Below are 20,995 nucleotides of genomic sequence, written 5' to 3' on the forward strand. Positions count from 1 at the left end.
ACCCACACCCCCATCAACTGGACCCACCACCACCCCACCAACCCCACCCCCACCAACCTCCCCACCTACCCCTTCCAACACCAGCACTACTGGCTCGAAACACCCCCCACACGCGGCGACGTGACAACAGCAGGCCTCAGCCCGATCGACCACCCCCTCCTCGGCGCCGTCGCGCGGTTGGCCGACGGCGAGACCACCGTGCTCACCGGGCGCCTCGCACTGGCCACCCACGGCTGGCTCGCCGACCACACCATCGGCGAGACCGCGATCCTCCCCGGTACCGCCTTCGTCGAACTCGCCATCCGGGCAGGCGAGGAGAGCGGCCACACCACCCTCGACGAACTGGTCCTGCACGCGCCGCTGCCCCTCCCCGAGGGCCAGGCCGCCCAACTCCAGATCACCGTCAACGCCGCCGACGGAAGCGACCGACGCCCCGTCACCGTCCACTCCCGCCCCGAGGGCGGCGACCAGCCCTGGACCCTGCACGCCGAGGGCCTCCTCAGCGGCACCCCCGTCCGCGGCGCCGAACTGCGCACCTGGCCGCCGCAGAACGCCGAGGCGCTCTCCGCCGACGCGCTCTACGACCAGCTGGCCGGAATCGGCCTCACCTACGGCCCGGTCTTCCAGGGCGTCACCGCCGCCTGGCGCCAGGGCGACGACTTCTACGCCGAGCTCAGCCTCCCCGAGGAGCAGCACGGCGCCGGCTTCGCCCTCCACCCCGCACTCCTCGACGCGGCCCTCCACCCGAAGGCCGCCGACACCACGGGCGCGATCAGGCTGCCGTTCGCGTGGTCCGGCGTCGCCCTGCACGCCACGGGCGTCACCACCGCCCGCGCCCGGATCGTCAGCAGCGGCACCGACCGGCTCACCGTGCACCTCGCCGACGACTCCGGCGCCCCCGTCGCCACCATCGGCTCGCTCACCGTCCGACCCCTCGACCCGGCGCTGCTCGGCGGCGGCGGGCAGGACGACCTCCACCGGCTGCAGTGGACGACCCTGCCGACCCCGACCGCCACGGCGCCCGAGCCGTTCCTGCTCGCCGACGGCGACCTGACGGGCCTGCGGGCCGGCGTCGACGCCGGCGGGGCCGTCCCGGACACCGTGCTGGTGCAGGTGCCCCGGCAGGCTCCCGAGGAGACGCCTGGCGCCGCCCTGCCCGGGGCGGTCCGCACCGCCACCGCCCGGGTGCTCGGCCTGGTGCAGGACTGGCTGCGCGACGACCGCTTCGCCGGCTCCCGCCTGGTCGTCGCCACCTCCGGCGCGGTCGCCGTGACCGCCGACGAGACGCCCGACCTGGCCACCTCCGCGATCTGGGGCCTGGTCCGGTCCGCGCAGAGCGAGCAGCCCGGCCGGATCACCCTGGTCGACTCGGACGGCCTGCCGGCCTCCGACCGGGTGCTCCCCGCGCTGCTCACGGCCGACGAACCCCAGCTGGCCCTGCGCGACGGTCTCGCCCGCGTCCCGCGTCTGGTCCGCAGCACCCCTGCGGGCGAGGCTGCCACCGCGCCCTGGGAGCCCGAGGGCACGGTGCTGATCACCGGTGGCACCGGCGGCCTCGGGGCCCTGCTGGCCCGCCACCTGGTCACCACCCACGGCGTGCGCCACCTCCTGCTCGTGAGCCGCAGCGGACCGGACGCCACCGGCGCCACCGAACTCACCGCCGAACTCACCGGACTCGGCGCCCGCACCACCATCGCCGCCTGCGACACCGCCGACCGCCAAGCCCTCGCCCACGTCATCGCCCAGATACCGGCCGAACACCCCCTCACCGCCGTCGTCCACACCGCCGGCGTCCTCGACGACGGCATCCTCCCCACCCTCACCCCCGAACGCCTCGACACCGTCCTGCGGCCCAAGGTCGACGCCGCCTGGAACCTCCACGAACTCACCCGCGAGCTCCCGCTGTCGGCGTTCGTCCTCTACTCCTCCCTGGCCGGTGTCCTCGGCGGGCCGGGCCAGGCCAACTACGCCGCCGCCAACACCTTCCTCGACACCCTCGCCGCCCACCGGCACACCCAGGGCCTGCCCGCCCACTCCCTCGCCTGGGGCCTCTGGGCGCAGAGCAGCAGCATGACCGGCGAGCTCACCGAGGCCGACCTCACCCGCCTCAGCCGGGGCGGCGTGGCCGCGATCACCGAGGCCCAGGGCCTCGGTCTCTTCGACGCGGCGCTGCGCACCACGGACGAGCCCGTCCTCGTCCCGGTCCGCCTCGACCTGCCCGCCCTGCGGGCGAACGCGGCGGGCGGCGAACTGCCGGCCGTCCTGCGCAGCCTGGTCCGGGTGCCCGCCCGCCGGGCCGGCGGTGCGGACGGCGGCCTGGTCCGGCGCCTGGCCGCACTCACCGGGCGCGACCGCACCCAGGCCCTGCTCGACCTGGTCTCCACCCAGGTCGCCACCGTCCTCGGGCACACCGACACCGGCGCAATCAACCCCCAACGGCCGTTCAAGGAGCTCGGGTTCGACTCGCTGACCGCGGTCGAGCTGCGCAACCGCCTCAACAAGGCCACCGGGCTCACCCTCTCCAGCACCCTCGTCTTCGACCACCCCTCCCCGCTCGCCATCGCCGAGCTGGTCGAGCGCCGACTCTTCGAGCAGAAGGCGGTGGTGGCGGCCGCGCCGACGGTGGCCGCCGACGACGACCCGGTCGCGATCATCGGCATCGGCTGCCGCTTCCCCGGCGGGGTCACCTCCCCCGAGGAGCTCTGGGAGCTGCTGGCGGACGAGCGGGACGCCGTATCCGGCTTCCCGACGGACCGCGGCTGGGACTTGGAGAACCTCTACCACCCGGACCCGGACCACCCGGGGACGAGCTACGCCAAGGAGGGCGGCTTCATCTACGACGCCGCCGAGTTCGACCCGGCGTTCTTCGGCATCGCCCCCCGCGAGGCCGTCGCCCTCGACCCGCAGCAGCGGCTGCTGCTGGAGACCTCCTGGGAGGCCTTCGAGCGCGCGGGCATCGACCCGACCACCATGCGCGGCAGCCACACCGGCGTGTACGCGGGCGTGATGTACCAGGACTACTCCGGCCGGTTCGTCCACCACAGCCCCGAGGAGTTCGAGGGCCAGATCGGCATCAACGGCACCGGTGCCGTCGCCTCCGGCCGGGTCTCCTACACCCTCGGCCTGGAGGGCCCGGCGGTCACCGTCGACACCGCCTGCTCCTCCTCGCTGGTCACCCTGCACATGGCCACCCAGGCACTGCGCGCCGGCGAGTGCACGCTCGCCCTCGCGGGCGGTGTCAGCGTGATGGCCACCCCGAGCGCGTTCACCGAGTTCAGCCGGCTGCACGGCCTCGCCCCGGACGGCCGGAGCAAGCCCTTCGCCGCCGCGGCGAACGGGATGACGATGTCGGAGGGCGCCGGCCTGCTGCTGCTCGAACGGCTCTCGGACGCCCGCCGCAACGGCCACCCGGTCCTCGCGGTGATCCGCGGTACCGCGATCAACCAGGACGGCGCCAGCAACGGCCTGACCGCCCCCAACGGCCCCGCCCAGGAGCGGGTGATCCGCCAGGCCCTCGACCGGGCCGGCCTCACCCCGACCGACGTGGACGCCGTCGAGGCCCACGGCACCGGCACCTCGCTCGGCGACCCGATCGAGGCCAACGCGATCCTCGCCACCTACGGCCAGGAGCGCGAACGGCCGCTCCAGCTCGGCTCGTTGAAGTCCAACATCGGCCACGCCCAGACCGCCGCCGGCGTCGCGGGCGTGATCAAGATGGTCATGGCAATCCGCCACGGCGTCCTGCCGCGGACCCTGCACATCGACGAGCCCTCCGGGCTGGTCGACTGGTCGCCGGGCACCGTGGAGCTGCTGACCGAGGCCCGTGCGTGGCCGGAGACCGGCCGCCCGCGCCGGGCCGGCATCTCCGCCTTCGGGATCAGCGGCACCAACGCCCACGTCATCATCGAGCAGCCCGAGGACGCCCGCGCCGAGCACGGCGACGGGCAGCCCGCCGAGCCCGCCGAGCCCGGCGGTCCGCTGCCCTGGGTGCTCTCCGCCACCACGCCCGAGGCGCTGCGCGGCCAGGCCGCCCGGCTCCGCACGGCCCTGCTCGCCCGGCCGGAGGCGGACGACCGCGACATCGCGGCCGCCCTGCTCGGCGACCGGACCCGCTTCGACCACCGCGCGGTGGCCCTCGGCGGGACCCGCACCGAACTCCTCACCGCGCTGGGCGTGGTGGCCCAGGGCGGCACCGCCCCCGGCGCCGTCACCGGCCGGGTGGCCTCCGGCCCGTGGGCGGTGCTGTTCACCGGCGAGGGCACCCAGCGGGCCCGGATGGGCCGGGAGCTGTACGAGGCCTTCCCCGCCTTCGCCGCCGCCTTCGACGCCGCCCGCACCGCGCTGGCCGCCGAACTCGGCAGCTCGGGCAGCGAGTTGCTGCTCGACGCGGCCGGCGCCGACCGGCCCGCCGTCGCCCAGCCCGCGCTGTTCGCCTTCGAGGTCGCGCTGTTCCGTCTGCTGGAGTCCTTCGGCGCCCGCCCGGACTTCGTCCTCGGGCACTCGCTGGGCGAGCTGACCGCCGCCCACGTCGCCGGCGTCCTCTCGCTCGACGACGCGGCCAGGCTGGTCGCGGCCCGCGGCCGGCTGCTCCAGGAGCTGCCGTCCGGCGGGGCGATGCTCGCCGTGGCCGCCTCGTTCGCCGAGGTGTCGGAGCAGTTGGCGTCCTCGGGCCTCGCCGCCCGGGTGAGCGTGGCGGCGGTCGACGGGCCGGCCTCGGTGGTGGTCTCCGGGCCGGTCCCGGACGTGACGGCGGTGGAGCGCTGGTGGCGCGGCCGCACCCGCAAGGTGCGCCGTCTGCGCTCGGCCCTGGCCCTCCAATCGGCCCTGGTGGAGCCGGTGCTGGCGGACTACGAGAAGGTCGCCCGCGAGCTGGCCTACCGGGAGCCGCAGCTCGCCGTGGTGTCGAACGTGACCGGGGCGCTCGCCGCGCCCGGGGAGCTCACCGACCCGGAGTACTGGGTGCGCCAGCTCCGCGCGACGGTGCGGTTCGGGGACGGCGTGCAGACCCTGCGGGAGCAGGGCGTGCGCACCTTCGTCGAGCTCGGACCGGACGCGGTACTGGCCCCGCTGGCCGAGGAGGCCCCGGCGGGCACCGCGGTCCGCGCCCCGGCCGTCGCCCTGGCGGCTGTGCGGCGCGGCCGGGCCGAGGCCTCCTCGCTGCTGGCGGCCGTCGCCGGTCTCCAGGTGCGGGGCGTGGAGGTCGACTGGGCGCCGCTGCTCGGCTCGGCCGGGCCGCGCGCCCGGGTGGAGCTGCCGACGTACGCGTTCCAGCGGCGGCGCTACTGGCTCGACAGCGAGGACACCGGCCGGGTCTCGGCGAACTCGCCGGAGGGCCGGTTCTGGGCGGCCGTCGAGGAGCAGGACGTCGAGCGGCTGAGCCTGCTCCTCGGGCTGGACGCCGGCTCGGCGGACGGCTCCTCGGACGGCCCGGTGAACCGGGGCGACGTGCTGGCCGAGCTGCTGCCGGCGCTGGCCCAGTGGCGCCGGCGGGAGCAGCAGGAGCGGGCCGGCCGGCGGCGGGGCGCCACCGTGGACCGGGTGGAGCTGCTCGACCGGATCGCCGAACTGCCGTCCGCCGAGCGGGGGTCCGCCGTGCTGGAGGCCGTCCTGCGGGAGTGCGCCGAGGTGTTGGGGAGCCCCGCCGGGGAGGAGCCCGACGCGGAGCAGAACTTCCTGGCGATGGGCTTCTCCTCGCTGTCCGTGATCGACCTGGGCAAGCGCCTGACCGAGGCGACCGGGGTGGACGTGCCGATGGGTCTGATCTACGACCGCCCGACGCCCGCCGCACTCGCCGCCTACCTGACCGCCGGGCTGCTCGACGCCATCGCCGAGGCGGCCGGCGACCGCGGCTGACCCGGGCTGACCGGGGGCCGACCGAAACGGCGGTGCCTCCCGTCCGATCACCACGATCGGACGGGGGGCACCGCCGTTTCCACGTCGGGGACGTCAGGCGCACACCCGGCGGCGGTGGTCCGTGGTCAGCGTGCGCAGCGCCTGGTACAGGCAGAGCAGCGCCCAGAACTCCTGCCGGACGCCCTCCGGGCTGCGCGAGCGCAGCGGCACCCCGGGGTGCCGCGGGTCGGAGCCGACCACCGCGAACAGCGCGTCCATGGTCCACCGTTCGCAGAAGCACCGGAGGAGTTCGTCGGCGGGGGCGGCGGCCGGGTCGAGCAGCGTGCTGACCAGGACGTCCGGGCCGTCCTGCAGCACCCGGACGGGAAGGGCGCCGCCGGGCCCGTCCAACTCCGAGCGGTGGCCGCCGCCCGGCAGCGCCCCGAGGACCGGCAGCGGCAACGCGGGGTCGGCCCGCCAGAGCAGGTGGGCGCCGGTCGCGGCGGCGGCCAGGAACGGCGCCGGCGCGGTGAGCGGGCGGCCGGCGATCAGGAGCATGCCGGGCGAGAGCCGGCCGTAGAGGCGTTCCGCGAGCGGGCGCACCGGGAGCGACGGATGCGTGGCGTCGTCCGGGGTCTCCAGGGCCGCACCGAGCAGGCCCAGGGTGCCGGACTCGGCCAGCACCGCCAGCCCGGCCCGGGAGCGCGGCGCGCCCGGGGCGGGCCCGGTCGCGGTGGGCGGCAGGTCGAAGGCGGTCTCCTCCAGCGCGACCAGGCGCAGGCCGCGCCAGAGCGCGGCGGCGTCCTCGGGACCCCCGGTGGCGACCCGGCCCGCGGTCTGGTCGAAGAGGTTGCGCAGCGGCGCCTCGCCCAGCCGGTACCGGGCGAGCGAGATCGCGCCGTCGGTGGGCACGCGGTAGCCGCTCCAGCCGGGCCGGGCCCAGCGCAGTCCGCGCAGCAGGCGGTGCAGGGTCCGCTCGTAGCCCATCCGGGGTTCGAGCCAGAGCGCCATCGACAGGTAGACCATCAGCTTCGCGGGCAGGACCCGGGCCCGGGTCTCCCGGGCACCGGCCTGGTCGATCGCGGCGTCGACCATGGACTCGGGGAACATCTTCGCCAGCACACCGATCGAGATGTCGTCGGTCAGGCTGCCCTCACTGGTCTCGTCCGTCCTGGACATGCGACGTTTCACTCCAGTAGGGGGTTCGTCCGGTGGCACCGCAGGGCACGGCGCACACCCGGGGTGGGGGGAAGGGCCGCCGGGGTGCGGCAGGAACAGGGGCGGGTTCGGGTTCGGGTCCGGGGGTCAAGGACAAGGGCCTGTCCGGCGGGTCAGGCCGGACAGGCCCAGGGGTGGCCGCGGGGGTCGGCAGCCGTCAGACGCGGTCCGCGACGGGCGTGGCGGCGGCCTCGGCCGTCTTCCCGCCGGTCCGCCCGCGGGCGCCGAGCAGCAGGACCGCGGCGACCGCGGCGACCGCGCAGGCGCCCGCTCCGGCGGTGTACGCGATGTGGGTGCCGTCCAGGAAGGCGGCACCGACCTTGCCCATCACCAGCGGCTTGATCTGCTCGGGCAGCTTGCCGGCGTCGGAGAAGTCCCCGGCGGCGATCCGGTCGACGGCCTCCGGGGGCAGCGGCAGGCCGGCCAGCGCCGTGCCCGCCGAGGTGGCGAGGTGGTGCGAGACGAGCGTGCCGGAGACGGCCACGCCGAACACCGAGCCGACCTGCCGCGCGGTGTAGCCGACGCCGGAGCCGGTGCCGGCCCGTTCCTCCGGGACGGCCTGCAGCAGGGCGGCGGTGACCGGCGGCCCGGCCAGGCCGGCGCCGAGGCCGAGCAGCAGGAACTGCCACCAGTAGCTGCCGAAGCCGTCCTGGTAGTGCAGCAGGCGCAGCCCCAGCAGCCCGCCGCCCATGGCGAGCGCGCCGACCAGCGCGGTGAGCCGGACGCCGACCCGCTCGGAGACGACCACGCCGACGATCGAGGCGACGGTGACCATGGCGGTCATCACCACGGTCCGCAGGCCGGCCTGGACCGGGCTGAGCCCGTCGACCTCCTGCAGGGTGAGCATCAGCAGGAAGACGGCGCCGAACATGGCCCCGAAGACGGTGAAGTTGATGATCGCGCCGGCGCTGACGTGCGGGTGCCGGAAGAAGGACAACGGCAGCATCGGCTGGCGCTGCCGGGCCTCCCAGAACACGAAGCCGACCAGCGCCGCGCCCGCGCCGACGAAGCAGCCGACGATCCGGCCCGAGCCCCAGCCGGCCGCGTTGCCCTCGATCAGGGCGTAGGTGAGCAGTCCGACCCCGGCGACGAACAGCAGCTGCCCGAGCACGTCGACGGCCTGCCGGTTGTCGGGGCGGGTCCGCGGCAGCAGCTTGGCGAGCACCGCGACGGCGAGCATGCCGACCGGGATGTTCACCCAGAAGACGCTCTGCCAGCCGTACTGCTCGACCAGCACGCCGCCGACCAGCGGCCCGGCGGTGAGGGCGAGGCCCGCCACCGCGGACTGGATGCCGACCATCCGGCCGCGCGCGGTCGGGTCGGGGTAGAGCTGGGTGATGATCACCATGGAGACCGGCATCAGCGCCGCGCCGGTCACGCCCTGGGCGGCGCGGGCGATCAGCAGCATCCCGACCGAGCCGGAGAAGGCGCACCAGGCGGAGGTGAGGGTGAAGCCCGCGAGCGCCCCGACGAACAGCCGCTTGGCGCCGATCCGGTCGGCGAGGGCGCCCGCGCCGAGCAGCAGGCAGGAGAAGGTGAGCAGGTAGGAGTCGACCACCCACTGCAGTCCGCTGACGTCGGCGCCGAGCTTGTCCCGCAGGTCGGGCAGGGCGACGTTGACCACGGTGGTGTCCAGGAAGACCAGGAACAGTCCGCTGAACAGGGCGACGAGCAGCAGCGGGCTGACGCCGCTGCGCTCCTTGCCGGCGACGGCGGCCTCAGGCATCTCGCTCATCGCGCTTCCGCCACTCCCGGAACTCGGTCAGGTCGTGGGCGCTGAACACCTCGGCCTCGCCGCTGCGGCGCAGTTCGCGCAGCCGGGCGACGTTGGGCAGCCGGTCCGGGACGGTCTCGACCTTCTTCTGGAAGGCGTTCAGACCGGGCGTGCACCACGGCTGGTCGGCGATCTCGCCGTGGAACATGTAGGCGTCGCCGGCGTGCAGCAGCCAGCCGCTGCCGGTGTCGACCGCCACCCCGACATGGCCGCGGGTGTGCCCGGCGAGCGGGATCAGCAGGATCTCGGGCGGCAGGCCGGGGATCTCGCGGACCGACTCGAAGCCGAACCACTTCTCCCCGTCGGCGAGTTCGTGGGTGACCCACTTGGGGTTGTGCGCCCACTGGCTCTGCCGGTACCGGTTGCGCTCCAGCTTGGTGGGCGGGTTCATGGCCGCCCGGTACTCGGGCCCGTAGGCGTGCACCTGCGCGTCGGGGAAGTCGGCCAGCCCGCCGGTGTGGTCCCGGTCGAGGTGGGTGAGCACGATGTGCCGCACGTCCCGCGGGTCGTAGCCGAGCGCCTTCAGCTGGTTGACGGCGGCCTCCTCGGGCTTCAGCACCGGCCGGGAGCGCAGCATGAAGGCCCGGCCGAGCCGGCCGACCGGGTCGGCGATGTCCCGGGTACCGAAACCGCTGTCGACCAGGACGAGGCCCTGGTCGGTCTCCAGCAGCAGGCAGTGGCAGAGCATGTGAGCCGCCTGGAAGAGGCCTCCTTCACCGTTGACCAGCCGCCGCGAAGGCGGCCGATAGGTGCCGAAGTTGAGGTGCCGGACGAGCATTTCTCTTCCTCTCGCTCATACCGCTACGGGCGGATGCCGCTACGGGACTGCCGATTGCCCCGGACGTCGGCCCGGGAAACCCTCCGCCGCCGGGGGCGGGTGTTCTGATGGTGCGTCAAATCCGGCGGGTCAGCCACCGTCCCGGGCGGCACGGCGGGCCAGCAGGCGCAGGTAGCCCTGGAGCAGCGGACCGGCCGGACCGGCCACCGGCAGCCACGGAGCCTTCGACCGGTGCCAGGGCAGCGGGGGCGGTGCGTCGCCGGTGAGCGCCTCGGCGAGGTGGCCGCCGGTGGCCGTGGCGAGCGCCAGGCCGTGGCCGCAGCAGCCGCCGGCGAACCAGGTGCGGTCGTCGATCCGCCCGACCACCGGCAGGTCGTCCCCGGTCATCCCGACCTGCCCGGTCCAGCGGTGGGTGATCTGGGCGGGGACGGGCAGTCGGCGGGCGAGCCAGTCCCAGGCCCGCCGGTGCTCGGCGGCTCTGGTGGTCGGCGGGATGTTCACCGGGCCGCCGCCCATCACCAACCGCCCGTCGGGGGTGAGCCGGTAGTAGGGGGCGAGTGTGGTCACGTCGATGACGGCCTCGGTGCCGAGCTGCTCCCGGGCCTCCGGCGACAGCGGCGCGGTGGCGACGGCGTGCAGCTGCAGCGGCGCGACGGTGCCGACCGGCAGGCCCAGCGAGCGGGCGAAGCCGTTGACCGCGACGACCGTGCGTCCGGCCCGTACCGTCCCGGCCGGGCAGGTGAGTTCGCCGTCGGACAGCCGCAGGACGGGGCTGCCGTCGAAGCGGCGCACGCCGAGCCGGTCCAGCTCGGCGGCGAGCGCGGTGGTGAGCGCGGCGGGGTCGAGGGTGGCCGCGACGGGGTGGCGCAGCGCGGCGCGGAACCGCCCGGGGCGCTCCACGGGTGCGACGTCCAGGTCGAGTTGGCGGTAGGCCTCGGCCTGCCGGGCCAGCGTGGCGGCGGCCCGGTCGGAGTGGGCGACGATCAGCTGGCCGCCGACGGTGAGCCCGCAGTCGGCGCCGAGCTCCCCGACCAGGTCGACGGTCCGGCGGACCCAGTCCTCGCTGGCCAGGTAGCAGGCCCGGGCGGTCTCGTCGCCGAAGCGCTTGCGCGCCTTGTCGATGGCCGGGCCGATCCGCGGGCCGACCAGTCCGGTGCCGCGCCCGCTGGCGCCGGCCGCCGGTCCGGTGGCGTCGAGCACCACGACGTCCAGCGAAGGGTCCCGCCGGACCAGGTGGTAGGCGGTGGCCAGGCCGGTGAGCCCGGCGCCGACGATCGCCACGTCCGCGGTGACCCTCCCCCGGACGGGGGCGGCGGCCCGCAGGTCCGCCGGCCGCCACGGCGGGGCGGCGGCCGGCGGCGCGGTCGAGGGGGCGGTCAACGGTCCCCCTCGGGTGCCAGCTCCCGGAACCTCCGGTCGTGCCAGATCAACGGCTCGCCCTCGGCCGTCCCGTCGCCGTCGCCGCGGACGGACACCACGTTGCCCACCACCACGCTGTGGTCGCCGTACACCCGCTCGTCGGCGAGCGTGCAGGCCACCCAGCCGAGCGTGCCGCGCAGGACGGGGATGCCCAGCTCCCACTGGAACTCCACGCCGGCGAACTTGCCCGGCCCGCCGGCGCCGGCGAAGACCGTGGCCAGCCCGGCCTGGTCGGCGCGCAGCAGGTGGATGGCGAAGGCCCGCCGGGTCCGGAGCGCGGCGAGCGTCCCGGATCCGGCGGACAGGCAGGCCAGCATCATCGGCGGATCCAGCGACACCGTGGTGACGGCCGAGGCGGTGAGCCCGAGCGGCTCACCGTCCGGGCCACAGGTGGTCACCAGGGTCACCCCGGCGGCGAGCCGCCGGTAGAGGCCCAGGCAGGCCTCCGGGCTCCGGTCGGGGGCGCCGGCGTAGGCGAGCCTCACGACTTCGCGGAGCCGGCGGTCTCGGTGTCCACGACGATCTCCTGGGCCTCGCCGAGCAGACCGTCGACGATCTTCAGGATGTTGCCGCGCAGGGCGGTCTCGGCGACCGGGTCGAGGATCGCGGCCAGGGTCGGGATGCCGAGGTCGAACTCGGCGAGGAAGCGCACCAGGGTGCCCTCGCCGTCGGCCTCGACCTTCCAGTCGCCGCGGAACTCGGCGAAGTCGCCCTTGACCTGCTCGAAGGAGATGGCGAGCTCCTCCGGGTGGAAGGTGTCCCGCTCGGACCACTTGAGCAGGCCGTTGCGGAAGTGCACCGTCCACTCCGACAGCACCGAACCGTCGGCGGACGGCTCCTGCACGACGACGTTCTCGACGGTCTCGGTCAGCTCCGGGTAGCGGCCGAAGTCGCTGATCCGGCGGTAGGCCTCGGCGGGCGAGATGGCCGGGGCGAGGATGTGGATGCTCACGCTGGGCATGGTGTTTCCCTTTCGGCGGTTTCGTGGGACGCGTCGGCCGGATGCGCGGGACGCGTCAGACGCGGTCGGCGACCGCGGTCAGCGATTCGTCGAGGACGGTCAGGAACAGCTGGATCTCGTCCTCGGTCAGGATCGCCGGCGGGGTGAAGCGCAGGACTTCGGAGGCGTTGAGCGAGTGGTTGAGCAGCACGCCGCGGTCCATGAACTCCAGCAGGAGCTCACCGACGAAGCGCTGTTCGGCGGGCTGGATCGCGATCAGCAGGCCGCGGCCGCGGACCTCGGTGATCAGCCAGGGCGCCCGTTCGGCCACCAGGCGGCGGATCTCGCCCAGCAGCCGCTCGCCGAGTTCGGCGCTGCGCTGGACGATCTTCTCGTCGCGGATCGTCTCGACCGCGGCGAGCGCGGCGGCGCAGGCGATCGGCGAGGCGCCGAAGGTGGAGGAGTGCAGGATCGGGTCCCGGCCGAACGGCAGGTACACCTCGGGCCGGGCGACCATCGCCGCGGCCGGCACCACGCCGCCGGACAGGCCCTTGCCGACCAGCAGGATGTCCGGGACGACCTCCTCGGCGTCGCAGCCCCACCAGGTGCCGAGCCGGCCGAGGCCGGTCTGGATCTCGTCGACGATCAGCAGCGCCTCGAACTCGCGGCAGGCCTCGGCGACCTCCTTCAGGTAGCCGGGCGGGGGCACCCGTACGCCGCCCTCGCCCTGCACCGGCTCGACGATGACGCAGGCCCGCCCGGCGCGGGCGGCGAGCGCCTCCCGCATCGCGGCCGCGTCGCCGTAGGGCACCTGGCAGGTGTCCGGCAGCAGCGGCTCGAACGGCTGCTGGTACTGGCGGTTGGCGGTGACGCTGAGCGCGCCCATGGTCTTGCCGTGGAAGCCGCGCTCGGTGGTGATCAGCGCGTTCTTGCCGTGCGCCCGGGCCAGCTTGATGCCCGCCTCGGTCGCCTCCGCACCGGAGTTGACGAAGTGGACGAGGTCCAGGTCGCCCGGGGTCACCGAGGCCAGCGCCTCGGCCGCGGCGGCGGTCACCGGCTCCAGGAAGACCCGGGTGGCCAGCGGGTGCCGGTCGATCTGCGCCTTGACCGCCTCGACCACCCGCGGGTGGCGGTGGCCGAGGATGAAGACGCCGTACCCGCCGAAGTCCAGGTACCGCTTGCCGTCGGCGGCGGTGATCCAGGCACCCTCGGAGTAGGTCTCCACCACGGTGCCGAGCATCCGGGCGAGCGAGGCCTTGCCCGGGCCGAAGTGCCGCTCGTAGCGCTCCCCGGTCAGCTCGGCGTCCACGGACTGCGCCGCGGCGGCGGCAGCGGCGGCGTCGAAGGCCGCGGGGGCGTCGGAGACGGTGCTCATGCCACCGTCTCCCGGGCCGGCATCTTGGTGGCGATCCAGTACTCGACGGACCTCTCGAAGGCCGCCAGCAGCGCCTCGTGGGTGACCTCGTCGGCCATCCCCAGCTCCTCGAACGAGGACTCCATCGAGTTGGAGACCTGGAAGAGCATCATCAGCTCGATGAAGCCGCGGAACTGCGTGCGCAGGGCGCGCGGGATGGCGTCCTCCATCAGCGGCAGCAGCAGGCGGTCCAGCGCCTCGGAGGGCATCAGGCGCGGCGGGTGCTCGGGCGCGACGCCCAGGCGCTCGGCGACCTCCAGGATCAGCTGGACGGTCTCACCGAGGGTCGGCGAGTTCTTGCCCGCGGTGAGCCAGTACTCGCCGGTGGTGATGCCGCCGCGGATCAGGCGTCCGACGCCGCGGGCCACCAGGTCCGACGGGATCGCGTCGAGCGGGGTGTCCGCGTCGGCCGGCAGCACCGGGACGGTGCCCGTCACGATGGACGCGATCGCCTTGTGCAGGCCCTGGAAGTTGGCGATCTCGCCGGTCTGCGAGTCACCGCCGACCACCGAGGGGCGCACGATGGCGGCGGGCACGCCGCTCGCCCGGACGGCCCGCTCGGCGGCCGCCTTGGAGTCGACGTAGGCGGCCGGCCCGGACTCGCGGAGCTCCTCGTCCTGCGGCCGGGCCACGAACGCGGTGCTGACGTAGTAGAAGGGCGCGCCGGCCTGCCGGGCGAGGCCCAGCATGTACTCGGTGCCGGTGACGTTGGACGCGAACAGCTGCTCGCGGGTGGCGCGCCAGCCGGTGCGGGCCGCGGAGTGCAGGACCACGTCGACCCGGGCGGCCAGCTCCTCGAAGCCCTCCTGGCCGAGGCCCAGGTGCTCGTCCCCGAGCGAGCCCTGGATCTCCTCGACCCGCGGGTCGTCGATCGGGGTGCGGTGCCGCAGCCCGATCACGTGGTAGTCGTCGGCCAGTTCCTTGATGAAGGCCCGGCCGAGCACACCGGTCGCACCGGTGAGCAGTAGCGTCGGCTTGCTCATGATGTTTTCTCCCCCTGCGCGTTCTAGACGATTTCCAGCGGGCGGCCGGCCAGGTACCCGATCAGCGGGCCGGCCATCTTGCCGCGCGCCGGCGGGTGCAGTCCCAGCCCGTTGACCGCGGCCGTCAGGTAGCCGATGTCGTCGGAGCTCATGAAGTTCAGGCCGCCGAGCAGTTCCACGGCCCGGGGCACGACCCGGGCGATGGCGTCCTGGGCGGCGTACCGGACGTGCAGCGAGTCGACCAGCAGGCCCGGGTCGCAGCGCTCGGCACCGGTCTGCCGGGCGACGTTCTCGACGGCGGCCATCGCCGCCTCCAGGTCGGTGACCAGCCGGATCCGCTCGATCTCGGGGACCTTCTCGCTGGCCAGCAGCCGCTCGACCAGGGCGCTCGCGGCGCCCAGGTAGCTGGCGGTCATCAGCAGTTCGAACCAGACGAAGCCGGTGGTCTGGATGTCGTCCAGGACCTCGCCCTCGGGCACGTCGGTGCGCACCACCAGGTCGTTCGGGACGAGCGCGTCGGTGACGGTGACCTGGTCGCTCTCCGCGCCGGCCAGCGCGAAGCTGCCCCAGAACGGCGCCGTGGTCAGGCCCGGGTCGGTGGCCGGGATCAGCACGACGGCCAGCTGGTCGCCCTTGCCGTCCTCCCGGGGCACCATGACGCTCGCGGTGAGCAGGTCCATCGACTGCGCCAGGCTGCACGGCCGCTTGGCGCCGCTGACCACCAGGCCGGCCTCGGTGACCTTGGCGGTCATGCTGGGCTTCAGGATGCTGCCGCCCGGCTGGCCCTCGGCGAAGCCGGAGGCGAGCAGCAGCTTCCCGTCGACGATGCCGGTCAGCAGCATCCACTCGAAGCCGTTGCCGGTCTGGCTCAGCACCACCAGGCTGGCCAGCGAGAAGTGGTGCATGGTGGTGGCCACCGCCAGCGACGGCGAGCGCGAGCCGATCGCCCGCTGCACCCGGACGGCGGTGAGCGCGTCCGCGCCCTTGCCGCCGTGCTGGGCGGGGATCAGCAGCCCGGCGCCGCCGAGCTCCTTGAACAGCTTGATACCGGGGTTGCCCGGCGCCTCCAGCTCGCTGAGCGGCAGGCTCGCCAGTTCGGCGTCGAACCCTGGCAGCAGCGCCTCCAGTGCGGCCCGCTCGCGGTCCAGGAATCCCATGTCGTCTACCTCTCGGTGCTGTCCGGTGCTCTCGGTGCTGGGCGTTTCGTGCTCGGCGTGCTGGGCGTGCGTTTCGTGTCGGCGTGCGTCTCGTGCCGACCCTGCGTGCCGTCGGCTAGATGGCGTTGGCCAGCCGCATCAGGCGCAGGATCGCCCCGATGCTCGGCTTGCCCTCGAAGGCGATGTACTCGGGGAGCAGGGCGTGCGGGGCCCACTTCTCCTTGTAGGCGACCTGCGTCTGCGAGGGGTAGACCTTCTCCCCGTGCTCGGCCAGGAAGCGGACGATCTTGGCGACCATCGGGCTCGCGCCGGGCGCCTCGTGCGCCGGGTCCAGCCCGGTGAACGGGGTGAAGCCCAGGTGCAGCCACTCGGCGCCGGCCTTGCCGAGGGTCTCGATGGCGTGCGCGTTGATCGCCTCCATCACCCCGGGCGGGGCCTCCCGGCGACGCCGGGTCAGGTCGTGCAGCCAGCCCGAACGGGTGCCGTAGACCGGCGAGTAGGAGATGTAGCCGATCACCTCGCCCTCGATCCGGCCGACGAACAGCCGGCGCAGCGGCGCGACGGTCCCGGTGCGCTCGCCGATCAGGAAGGCCAGCTCCTTGGCGAACCGGCCCTTGCCGCGCAGCCAGTCCTTGTCGAGCTCGGTCAACTCGTCGTCGACGGCCAGCGGATCGGCCTCCTCGACGACCAGCCCGCTGCGCTTGGCCCGCGAGATCTTGTTGCGCAGCCGGACGAACTTGGAGCCGCGCAGCGTGAACTGGGCCAGGTCGATGGCGTACGAGGCGCCGATCTGGTTCACCGTGAAGCCGTTGCCGGCGTACAACTCGGCGTCGGTGCTCTGCAGTTGGACGGCGATGACCCGCTTGCGGGCCTTCCGGGCGTGTGCCCGGAAGGCGGTCAGCAGCGCGGCCCGGTCCTGGTCCGCGGCGAACGGCCCGGCGAACTGGATCAGGTAGCGTCCGGCGCTCCGGTAGGAGACCACGCCCTCGATGCCCTCGGCCCGGAAGTACTCGGTCCGCTGGTTCAGCGCCAGGAAGGCGCTGGGGTTGTCCCCGTACCGTTCGAGCGCGTCCCGGACGTCCTCAAGCGCGGGAGTGGCTGACAGCATCGGCGGCGCTCCTCACCTGGGTCGGGCCGGCCTGCGCCTGGGCGCCGCCCTGCTGCTCGTACGCGGCCTCGAACTCGACGAAGGCCGGGTGCCGCACGGGCTCGAAGGAGGTGTCCAGCGGCTTGAGGGAGTTCCCGAAGATGCCGCGGTCACCGAACAGGTGGATGGGGAGCGCCAGCAGCGCCCACTCCGGCTCCACCAGCCAGGCCCAGAGGCCGGCGACGACCATCGAGGTCAGCAGGCTGTGCATGACGTTGTACGCGACGTAGTAGCCCTTGGGGATGTCCCCGTCGGTGGACCTCCGGAAGGCGATCGCCCCCGGGATGTACCCGATGAGGTCGATCACCGCGAACAGCCCGATGAACACCGGCCAGCGAATGTCGCCCAGGTGTGTCAGGGCGAGGAAGACGGCGACGCCGAGTCCGACCAGCCATTCCAGGCGGGTCCACAGGAACGTCTTCTTTGTCTCGAAGCGATTCAGCGCATCCAATTCAACCCCACCTCGTACCCGCATGGGCGCATGCCGGGGGAAGCCCCCGTGCGTTCCGGCCTGAGCGCTTCAGGGCCCCCGCTTGCTGCGCTAGACGATCTCCCCGTGCCGCTCCGGACCGCGCCACGGCACTGCCGCGGTGAAAGTCTGCGCCATGGGCACCGCCTCGTTGGGGGTTCCGATCCCCCTGAGCCTCCCCTGTCTTTCCGGACGGGCTCGGACCGGCGGGTAGGGGGGTGGCGTGTCCTTACTTAGCGCGTAAGGATTCCGATAAACCGGACTACCGGTTTCCGGACACACCCGGAAGAGCAGTCGGAACGGGCCCGACCGACCCCCCGGAGCAGCGGGTCACCCCAGCGAAGGCGGGGTGCGGGGTCGGTTTCGGCCGCATGCACACCACGCCCCGGGTGGCCAGAGGGCGTGGATCCGGCCGCTTAACTCAGGCCTACCGAGCCAGGGGTGCCGCACCCCCCGAGTAGGGGGTGGAGGCCCGCATACCGCCTGCTTCCAGGGCGTGGACCCTCCGCGGGCCTGCCGAAACGGAGCCCTCGCCACCGCCCGGAGGGCCGTTCCGGATTGGCCGAAACGCCGGAAAGTGTGATGCAGCTCACATACGGGCACCCTCGGCCCTTAGATACGCTCCCGTAGCGTATGGAAATCCTCTACAGTCCGCTCGACACCCCGTGACACCCCGTCAGCCGTGCTCGCGCACGTCGGGGCGGCCGGGGCGAAGGCGCCCGGGAGGAGGTGCGGTTGGATTATTCTGGAACTCTTTGCGGCGGCTTCACTTTGGCCACAGGGACCGGGACATAAGGTCACAACCGGGGCGGTCCTGCCGGCAGGCGACCGCCGCTTGGCCTACAGGTTACTTCTCGAGGAAATGCGCTGACATAGCAACGCTGGCTGCCGTTTAAATCATGGGGGATTCATACAATGGCGCTGGTTGAAATGAGCGACGCTCTGGTCGCCCTGAGGGAGATCTTCTCGGAATGCGAGGACAGACGCGGCAGAACGGTCGTGGTCAGCGGGTCGCTGGCCAGCGGTAGGTCGGAACTCCTGCACGCCTTCTGCGAGCACGTGGCGGACTCCGAGGCGCTGCTGCTCGCCGCCACGGGTTCGTACTCGGAACGATCGGTGCGACTGGGGGTGCTCAGCCAGCTGGTGCACAACGCACCGCTGCCGCCGGAGATCCTGCGCAGCGTCGCCGAGACGGCGGCCGGCCGCACCTCCGGGGAGCCCGAGCCGTTCGCCGACCGCACCCCGCGCCACGAGACCGGCATCATCCAGGAGGTGTGCGACGCCCTGCTGAAGCTGGCGGAGCACCGCCCGGTCGTCCTCGCCATCGAGGACCTGCACTTCGTCGACCAGGCGTCGCTGCGCGCACTGCTGTACCTGCGGCTGCGGATGCGGTCGACCCGGACGCTGCTGGTCCTCACCGAGTGGACCGAGTCCTTCACCACCCCGATGTCCCTTCGGGTGGAACTGACCCGGATGCCGCACCAGCGGATCATGCTGGACTCGCTCTCCGAGGGCGGAGTGGGCCGCTACATCGCCAAGACGCTCGGTCCCCGGGTGGCCGCCCGGATGGCCGGTACCTACCACCGTCTGACCGCTGGAAACCCCATGCTGGTCAGCGCGTTGATCGACGACAACTCCACGGCCGGTGAGAACGGCAGCGCGCTGCCGGTGGTCGGGGTGGCCTTCGAACAGGCCGTCCTCACCTGCCTGCACCGCTGGGAGCTCGGGCTGGTCGACATCGCGCGCGGCGTCGCCGTGCTCGGCGTCCACGCCTCCCCGTACCTCATCGGACGGCTGCTCGGCTCACCGCCGGACAGCGTCACCCGCGGCCTCAAGGTGCTCGCCGAGGCCGGTCTGCTGGAGGACGGCCAGTTCCGCCACCCCGCCGTGGCGGCCCTGGTGCTGAAGAACCTCCCGCCCGACGAGGCCTCCGAACTGCGCACCCGTGCAGCGGAGTTGCTCTACGAGCACGGGACGGCCGCGATCGACGTGGCACACCACCTGATCGCCGTCGACGACGTGCCCGGCCCGTGGGCCATCGGCCTGCTGCGCGAGGTCGCCCGCGAGGCCCTGGTCGTCGAGGACGACGCCCGGCTGGCCACCCAGTGCCTGGTCCTGGCGCTGCGGCACTGCACCGACGAACCGCAGCGGATCTCCGTCACGGCGGAGCTCGCGATGGCCCGCTGGCGCACCAACCCGTCCGCCGCGATCCGGCTGACCCCGCTTCAGGACGCCCTGTCCGACGGCGAGCTCAGCGACCGCGACACCGCGATCGTGGTGCGCAACCTGCTCTGGCAGGGCAACCACGACCAGGCCGTCAAGGCGCTGGCCTGCCTGCACGGCGGGTCCTCCCGCCCGGACCCGCAGGCCACGGCCGAGCTGGACCTCACCTACCAGTGGATCTACGGTCCGCGCCGGATCCGGCCCAACCACCCGGACGACCTGACGGTCCGCCGGGCCGGTTCGCCGGACGCCGACCCGTGGACCAGGGCCGCCTCGCTGCTCTCCACCACACTGCACGAGTGGCGGCGCGACGACCTGGTCGAGAGCTCCTGGCACCTGCTCAGCAGCTCACGGCTGAGCGAGACCTCGCTGGGCGTGCTCGCCACCACCCTGCTGTCGCTCACCTACGCGGACGAACTGGAGTGCGCCGCGTCCTGGTGCGACAGCCTGATGGCGGAGGCCGTCCGCCGCCGGGCCCCCGCCTGGCAGGCACTGCTCGGCAGCGTCCGGGCCGACCTCGCGCTGCGCCGCGGCAAGCCGGCCCTCGCCCGCACCTACGCGCGGGCCGCGCTCGACCAGGCCACCGCCCAGAGCTGGGGCCTGCTGATCGGCTACTCGATCTCCACCCTGGTGATGGCCGCGACCGCGATGGGCGACTACGACGAGGCGGACGCGCTGCTCCAGCACACCTCGCCGGGCAGCATGTTCGAGACGGTCTTCGGTCTGCGCTACCTGCAGGCCCGCGGCCACCTCTACCTGGAGACCAACCGGGTGCTCGCCGCCTTCAGCGACTTCCAGAAGTGCGGCAACCTGATGCGCGAGTGGGGCATCGACATCCCGGCCATCGCGCCCTGGCGCGGCGACCTGGCCCAGGTCCACCTGAAGCTGGGCGACCGGGCCAAGGCCCGCGACCTGGTGAACGAGCAGCTCAGCCGCCCCGGCGCGGTCGGCACCCGGCTGCGCGGCATCTCGCTGCGGATCCTGGCGGCGAGCAGTGAGGGGAGTCAGAAGGTGCCCCTTCTGCGCGATGCTGTCGGTCAGCTACGCGCGTCCGGCGATCGTCTGGAGACCGCCCGGGCCATGGCGGACCTCTCCAACGCCTACCACGCGCTGGGCGAATCGGGCCGAGCCCGCCGGATGGCGCAGCGCGCCTACGAGGAGGCCGACTCCTGCCAGGTGCCCTCGCTCTGCGCCGGTCTGCTGGACTGCGGGGCCGAGCGCTCCGCGGAGCCCGAGCCGGCCGTCCTCGCCGAGCCGCACCACACGCTGGACGACCGCCTCTCCGGTCTCAGTGACGCCGAACTGCGGGTGGCCGCCCAGGCCGCCCTCGGCTACACCAACCGCGAGATCGGGATGCGCCTGTTCATCACCCCGAGCACCGTCGAGCAGCACCTCACCCGGGTCTACCGCAAGCTGCAGATCAACGGCCGCCGCCACCTGCCGCTGGAACTCCTGCAGAACGCCACCGACCTGGCCGACACCGCCTCCGCACCGTCGGCCGCCCCCGTTCCCATCCCCGCGACCGCCGGCGCCGCTCCGCAGCGCCAGGCCGTCTGACTCGCCGGAGGCGGCGCGCGTCCCCCGCACCCGCCGCCTCCGGCGACCCTCCCCCCGCGCCGGGCCGAGAAGCCCGGTCCCCCC

13 protein-coding genes are annotated in these 20,995 nt (G+C 73.7%); 2 read left to right on the plus strand and 11 right to left on the minus strand.

The genetic code is table 11. The features are described 5' to 3' along the window. Positions 1–120: 120 nt before the first annotated feature. Positions 121–5,853, plus strand: a complete 5,733-nt coding sequence (locus ACFVVX_RS28915) for a type I polyketide synthase (RefSeq protein WP_387949770.1) — start codon at positions 121–123, stop codon at positions 5,851–5,853. A gap of 93 nt (positions 5,854–5,946) precedes the next feature. Here ACFVVX_RS28915 and ACFVVX_RS28920 read toward each other — a convergent pair whose 3' ends face one another. The 11 genes from ACFVVX_RS28920 to ACFVVX_RS28970 all read right to left on the minus strand — a co-directional run bounded on the left by ACFVVX_RS28920 (position 5,947) and on the right by ACFVVX_RS28970 (position 17,113). Further along, positions 5,947–7,011: a transposase domain-containing protein gene (locus ACFVVX_RS28920; RefSeq protein WP_387949772.1), complete on the minus strand. Its 1,065-nt coding sequence runs from the start codon at positions 7,009–7,011 to the stop codon at positions 5,947–5,949. Positions 7,012–7,207: 196 nt separating this feature from the next. Then, the gene (locus ACFVVX_RS28925) at positions 7,208–8,785 is read right to left on the minus strand and encodes a DHA2 family efflux MFS transporter permease subunit (protein ID WP_387949774.1); all 1,578 of its coding nucleotides are present in this window, start codon (positions 8,783–8,785) and stop codon (positions 7,208–7,210) included. Further along, entirely contained in the window at positions 8,769–9,602 is an 834-nt protein-coding gene (locus ACFVVX_RS28930) for an MBL fold metallo-hydrolase (protein WP_387949776.1), read from the minus strand. Before ACFVVX_RS28930 ends, ACFVVX_RS28925 begins: the two co-directional genes overlap by 17 nt. A gap of 129 nt (positions 9,603–9,731) precedes the next feature. Continuing rightward, positions 9,732–10,982 carry an NAD(P)/FAD-dependent oxidoreductase gene (locus ACFVVX_RS28935; RefSeq protein ID WP_387949778.1) on the minus strand — a complete coding sequence of 417 codons (1,251 nt, stop codon included), beginning with the start codon at positions 10,980–10,982 and terminating at the stop codon, positions 9,732–9,734. Next, on the minus strand, positions 10,979–11,506 hold the full coding sequence (locus ACFVVX_RS28940) for a flavin reductase family protein (RefSeq protein WP_387949780.1): 528 nt from the start codon (positions 11,504–11,506) through the stop codon (positions 10,979–10,981). Before ACFVVX_RS28940 ends, ACFVVX_RS28935 begins: the two co-directional genes overlap by 4 nt. Then, positions 11,503–11,982 (minus strand): type II toxin-antitoxin system RatA family toxin, encoded by a 480-nt coding sequence (locus ACFVVX_RS28945; RefSeq protein WP_387949781.1) that lies wholly within the window; start codon positions 11,980–11,982, stop codon positions 11,503–11,505. Before ACFVVX_RS28945 ends, ACFVVX_RS28940 begins: the two co-directional genes overlap by 4 nt. Positions 11,983–12,037: 55 nt before the next feature. Then, the gene (locus ACFVVX_RS28950; RefSeq protein WP_387949782.1) at positions 12,038–13,336 is read right to left on the minus strand and encodes an aspartate aminotransferase family protein; all 1,299 of its coding nucleotides are present in this window, start codon (positions 13,334–13,336) and stop codon (positions 12,038–12,040) included. Continuing rightward, positions 13,333–14,358: an SDR family oxidoreductase gene (locus ACFVVX_RS28955; RefSeq protein ID WP_387949783.1), complete on the minus strand. Its 1,026-nt coding sequence runs from the start codon at positions 14,356–14,358 to the stop codon at positions 13,333–13,335. Before ACFVVX_RS28955 ends, ACFVVX_RS28950 begins: the two co-directional genes overlap by 4 nt. A gap of 23 nt (positions 14,359–14,381) precedes the next feature. Beyond that, on the minus strand, positions 14,382–15,515 hold the full coding sequence (locus tag ACFVVX_RS28960; RefSeq protein ID WP_387949785.1) for an acyl-CoA dehydrogenase family protein: 1,134 nt from the start codon (positions 15,513–15,515) through the stop codon (positions 14,382–14,384). A 115-nt stretch (positions 15,516–15,630) separates the two neighbouring features. Further along, on the minus strand, positions 15,631–16,623 hold the full coding sequence (locus tag ACFVVX_RS28965) for a bifunctional lysylphosphatidylglycerol flippase/synthetase MprF (protein WP_387949786.1): 993 nt from the start codon (positions 16,621–16,623) through the stop codon (positions 15,631–15,633). Beyond that, the gene (locus ACFVVX_RS28970) at positions 16,598–17,113 is read right to left on the minus strand and encodes a hypothetical protein (RefSeq protein WP_387949787.1); all 516 of its coding nucleotides are present in this window, start codon (positions 17,111–17,113) and stop codon (positions 16,598–16,600) included. The genes ACFVVX_RS28965 and ACFVVX_RS28970 overlap by 26 nt, the downstream gene beginning before the upstream one ends. 948 nt (positions 17,114–18,061) lie before the next feature. Here ACFVVX_RS28970 and ACFVVX_RS28975 point away from each other — a divergent pair. Beyond that, positions 18,062–20,911, plus strand: coding sequence for a LuxR C-terminal-related transcriptional regulator (locus tag ACFVVX_RS28975; protein ID WP_387949789.1), 2,850 nt, complete (start codon positions 18,062–18,064; stop codon positions 20,909–20,911). The last annotated feature ends 84 nt before the right edge of the window (positions 20,912–20,995 follow it).

The organism is Kitasatospora sp. NPDC058170 (genome assembly GCF_042883905.1).
In the GTDB taxonomy this organism is placed as follows: Bacteria; Actinomycetota; Actinomycetes; order Streptomycetales; family Streptomycetaceae; genus Kitasatospora.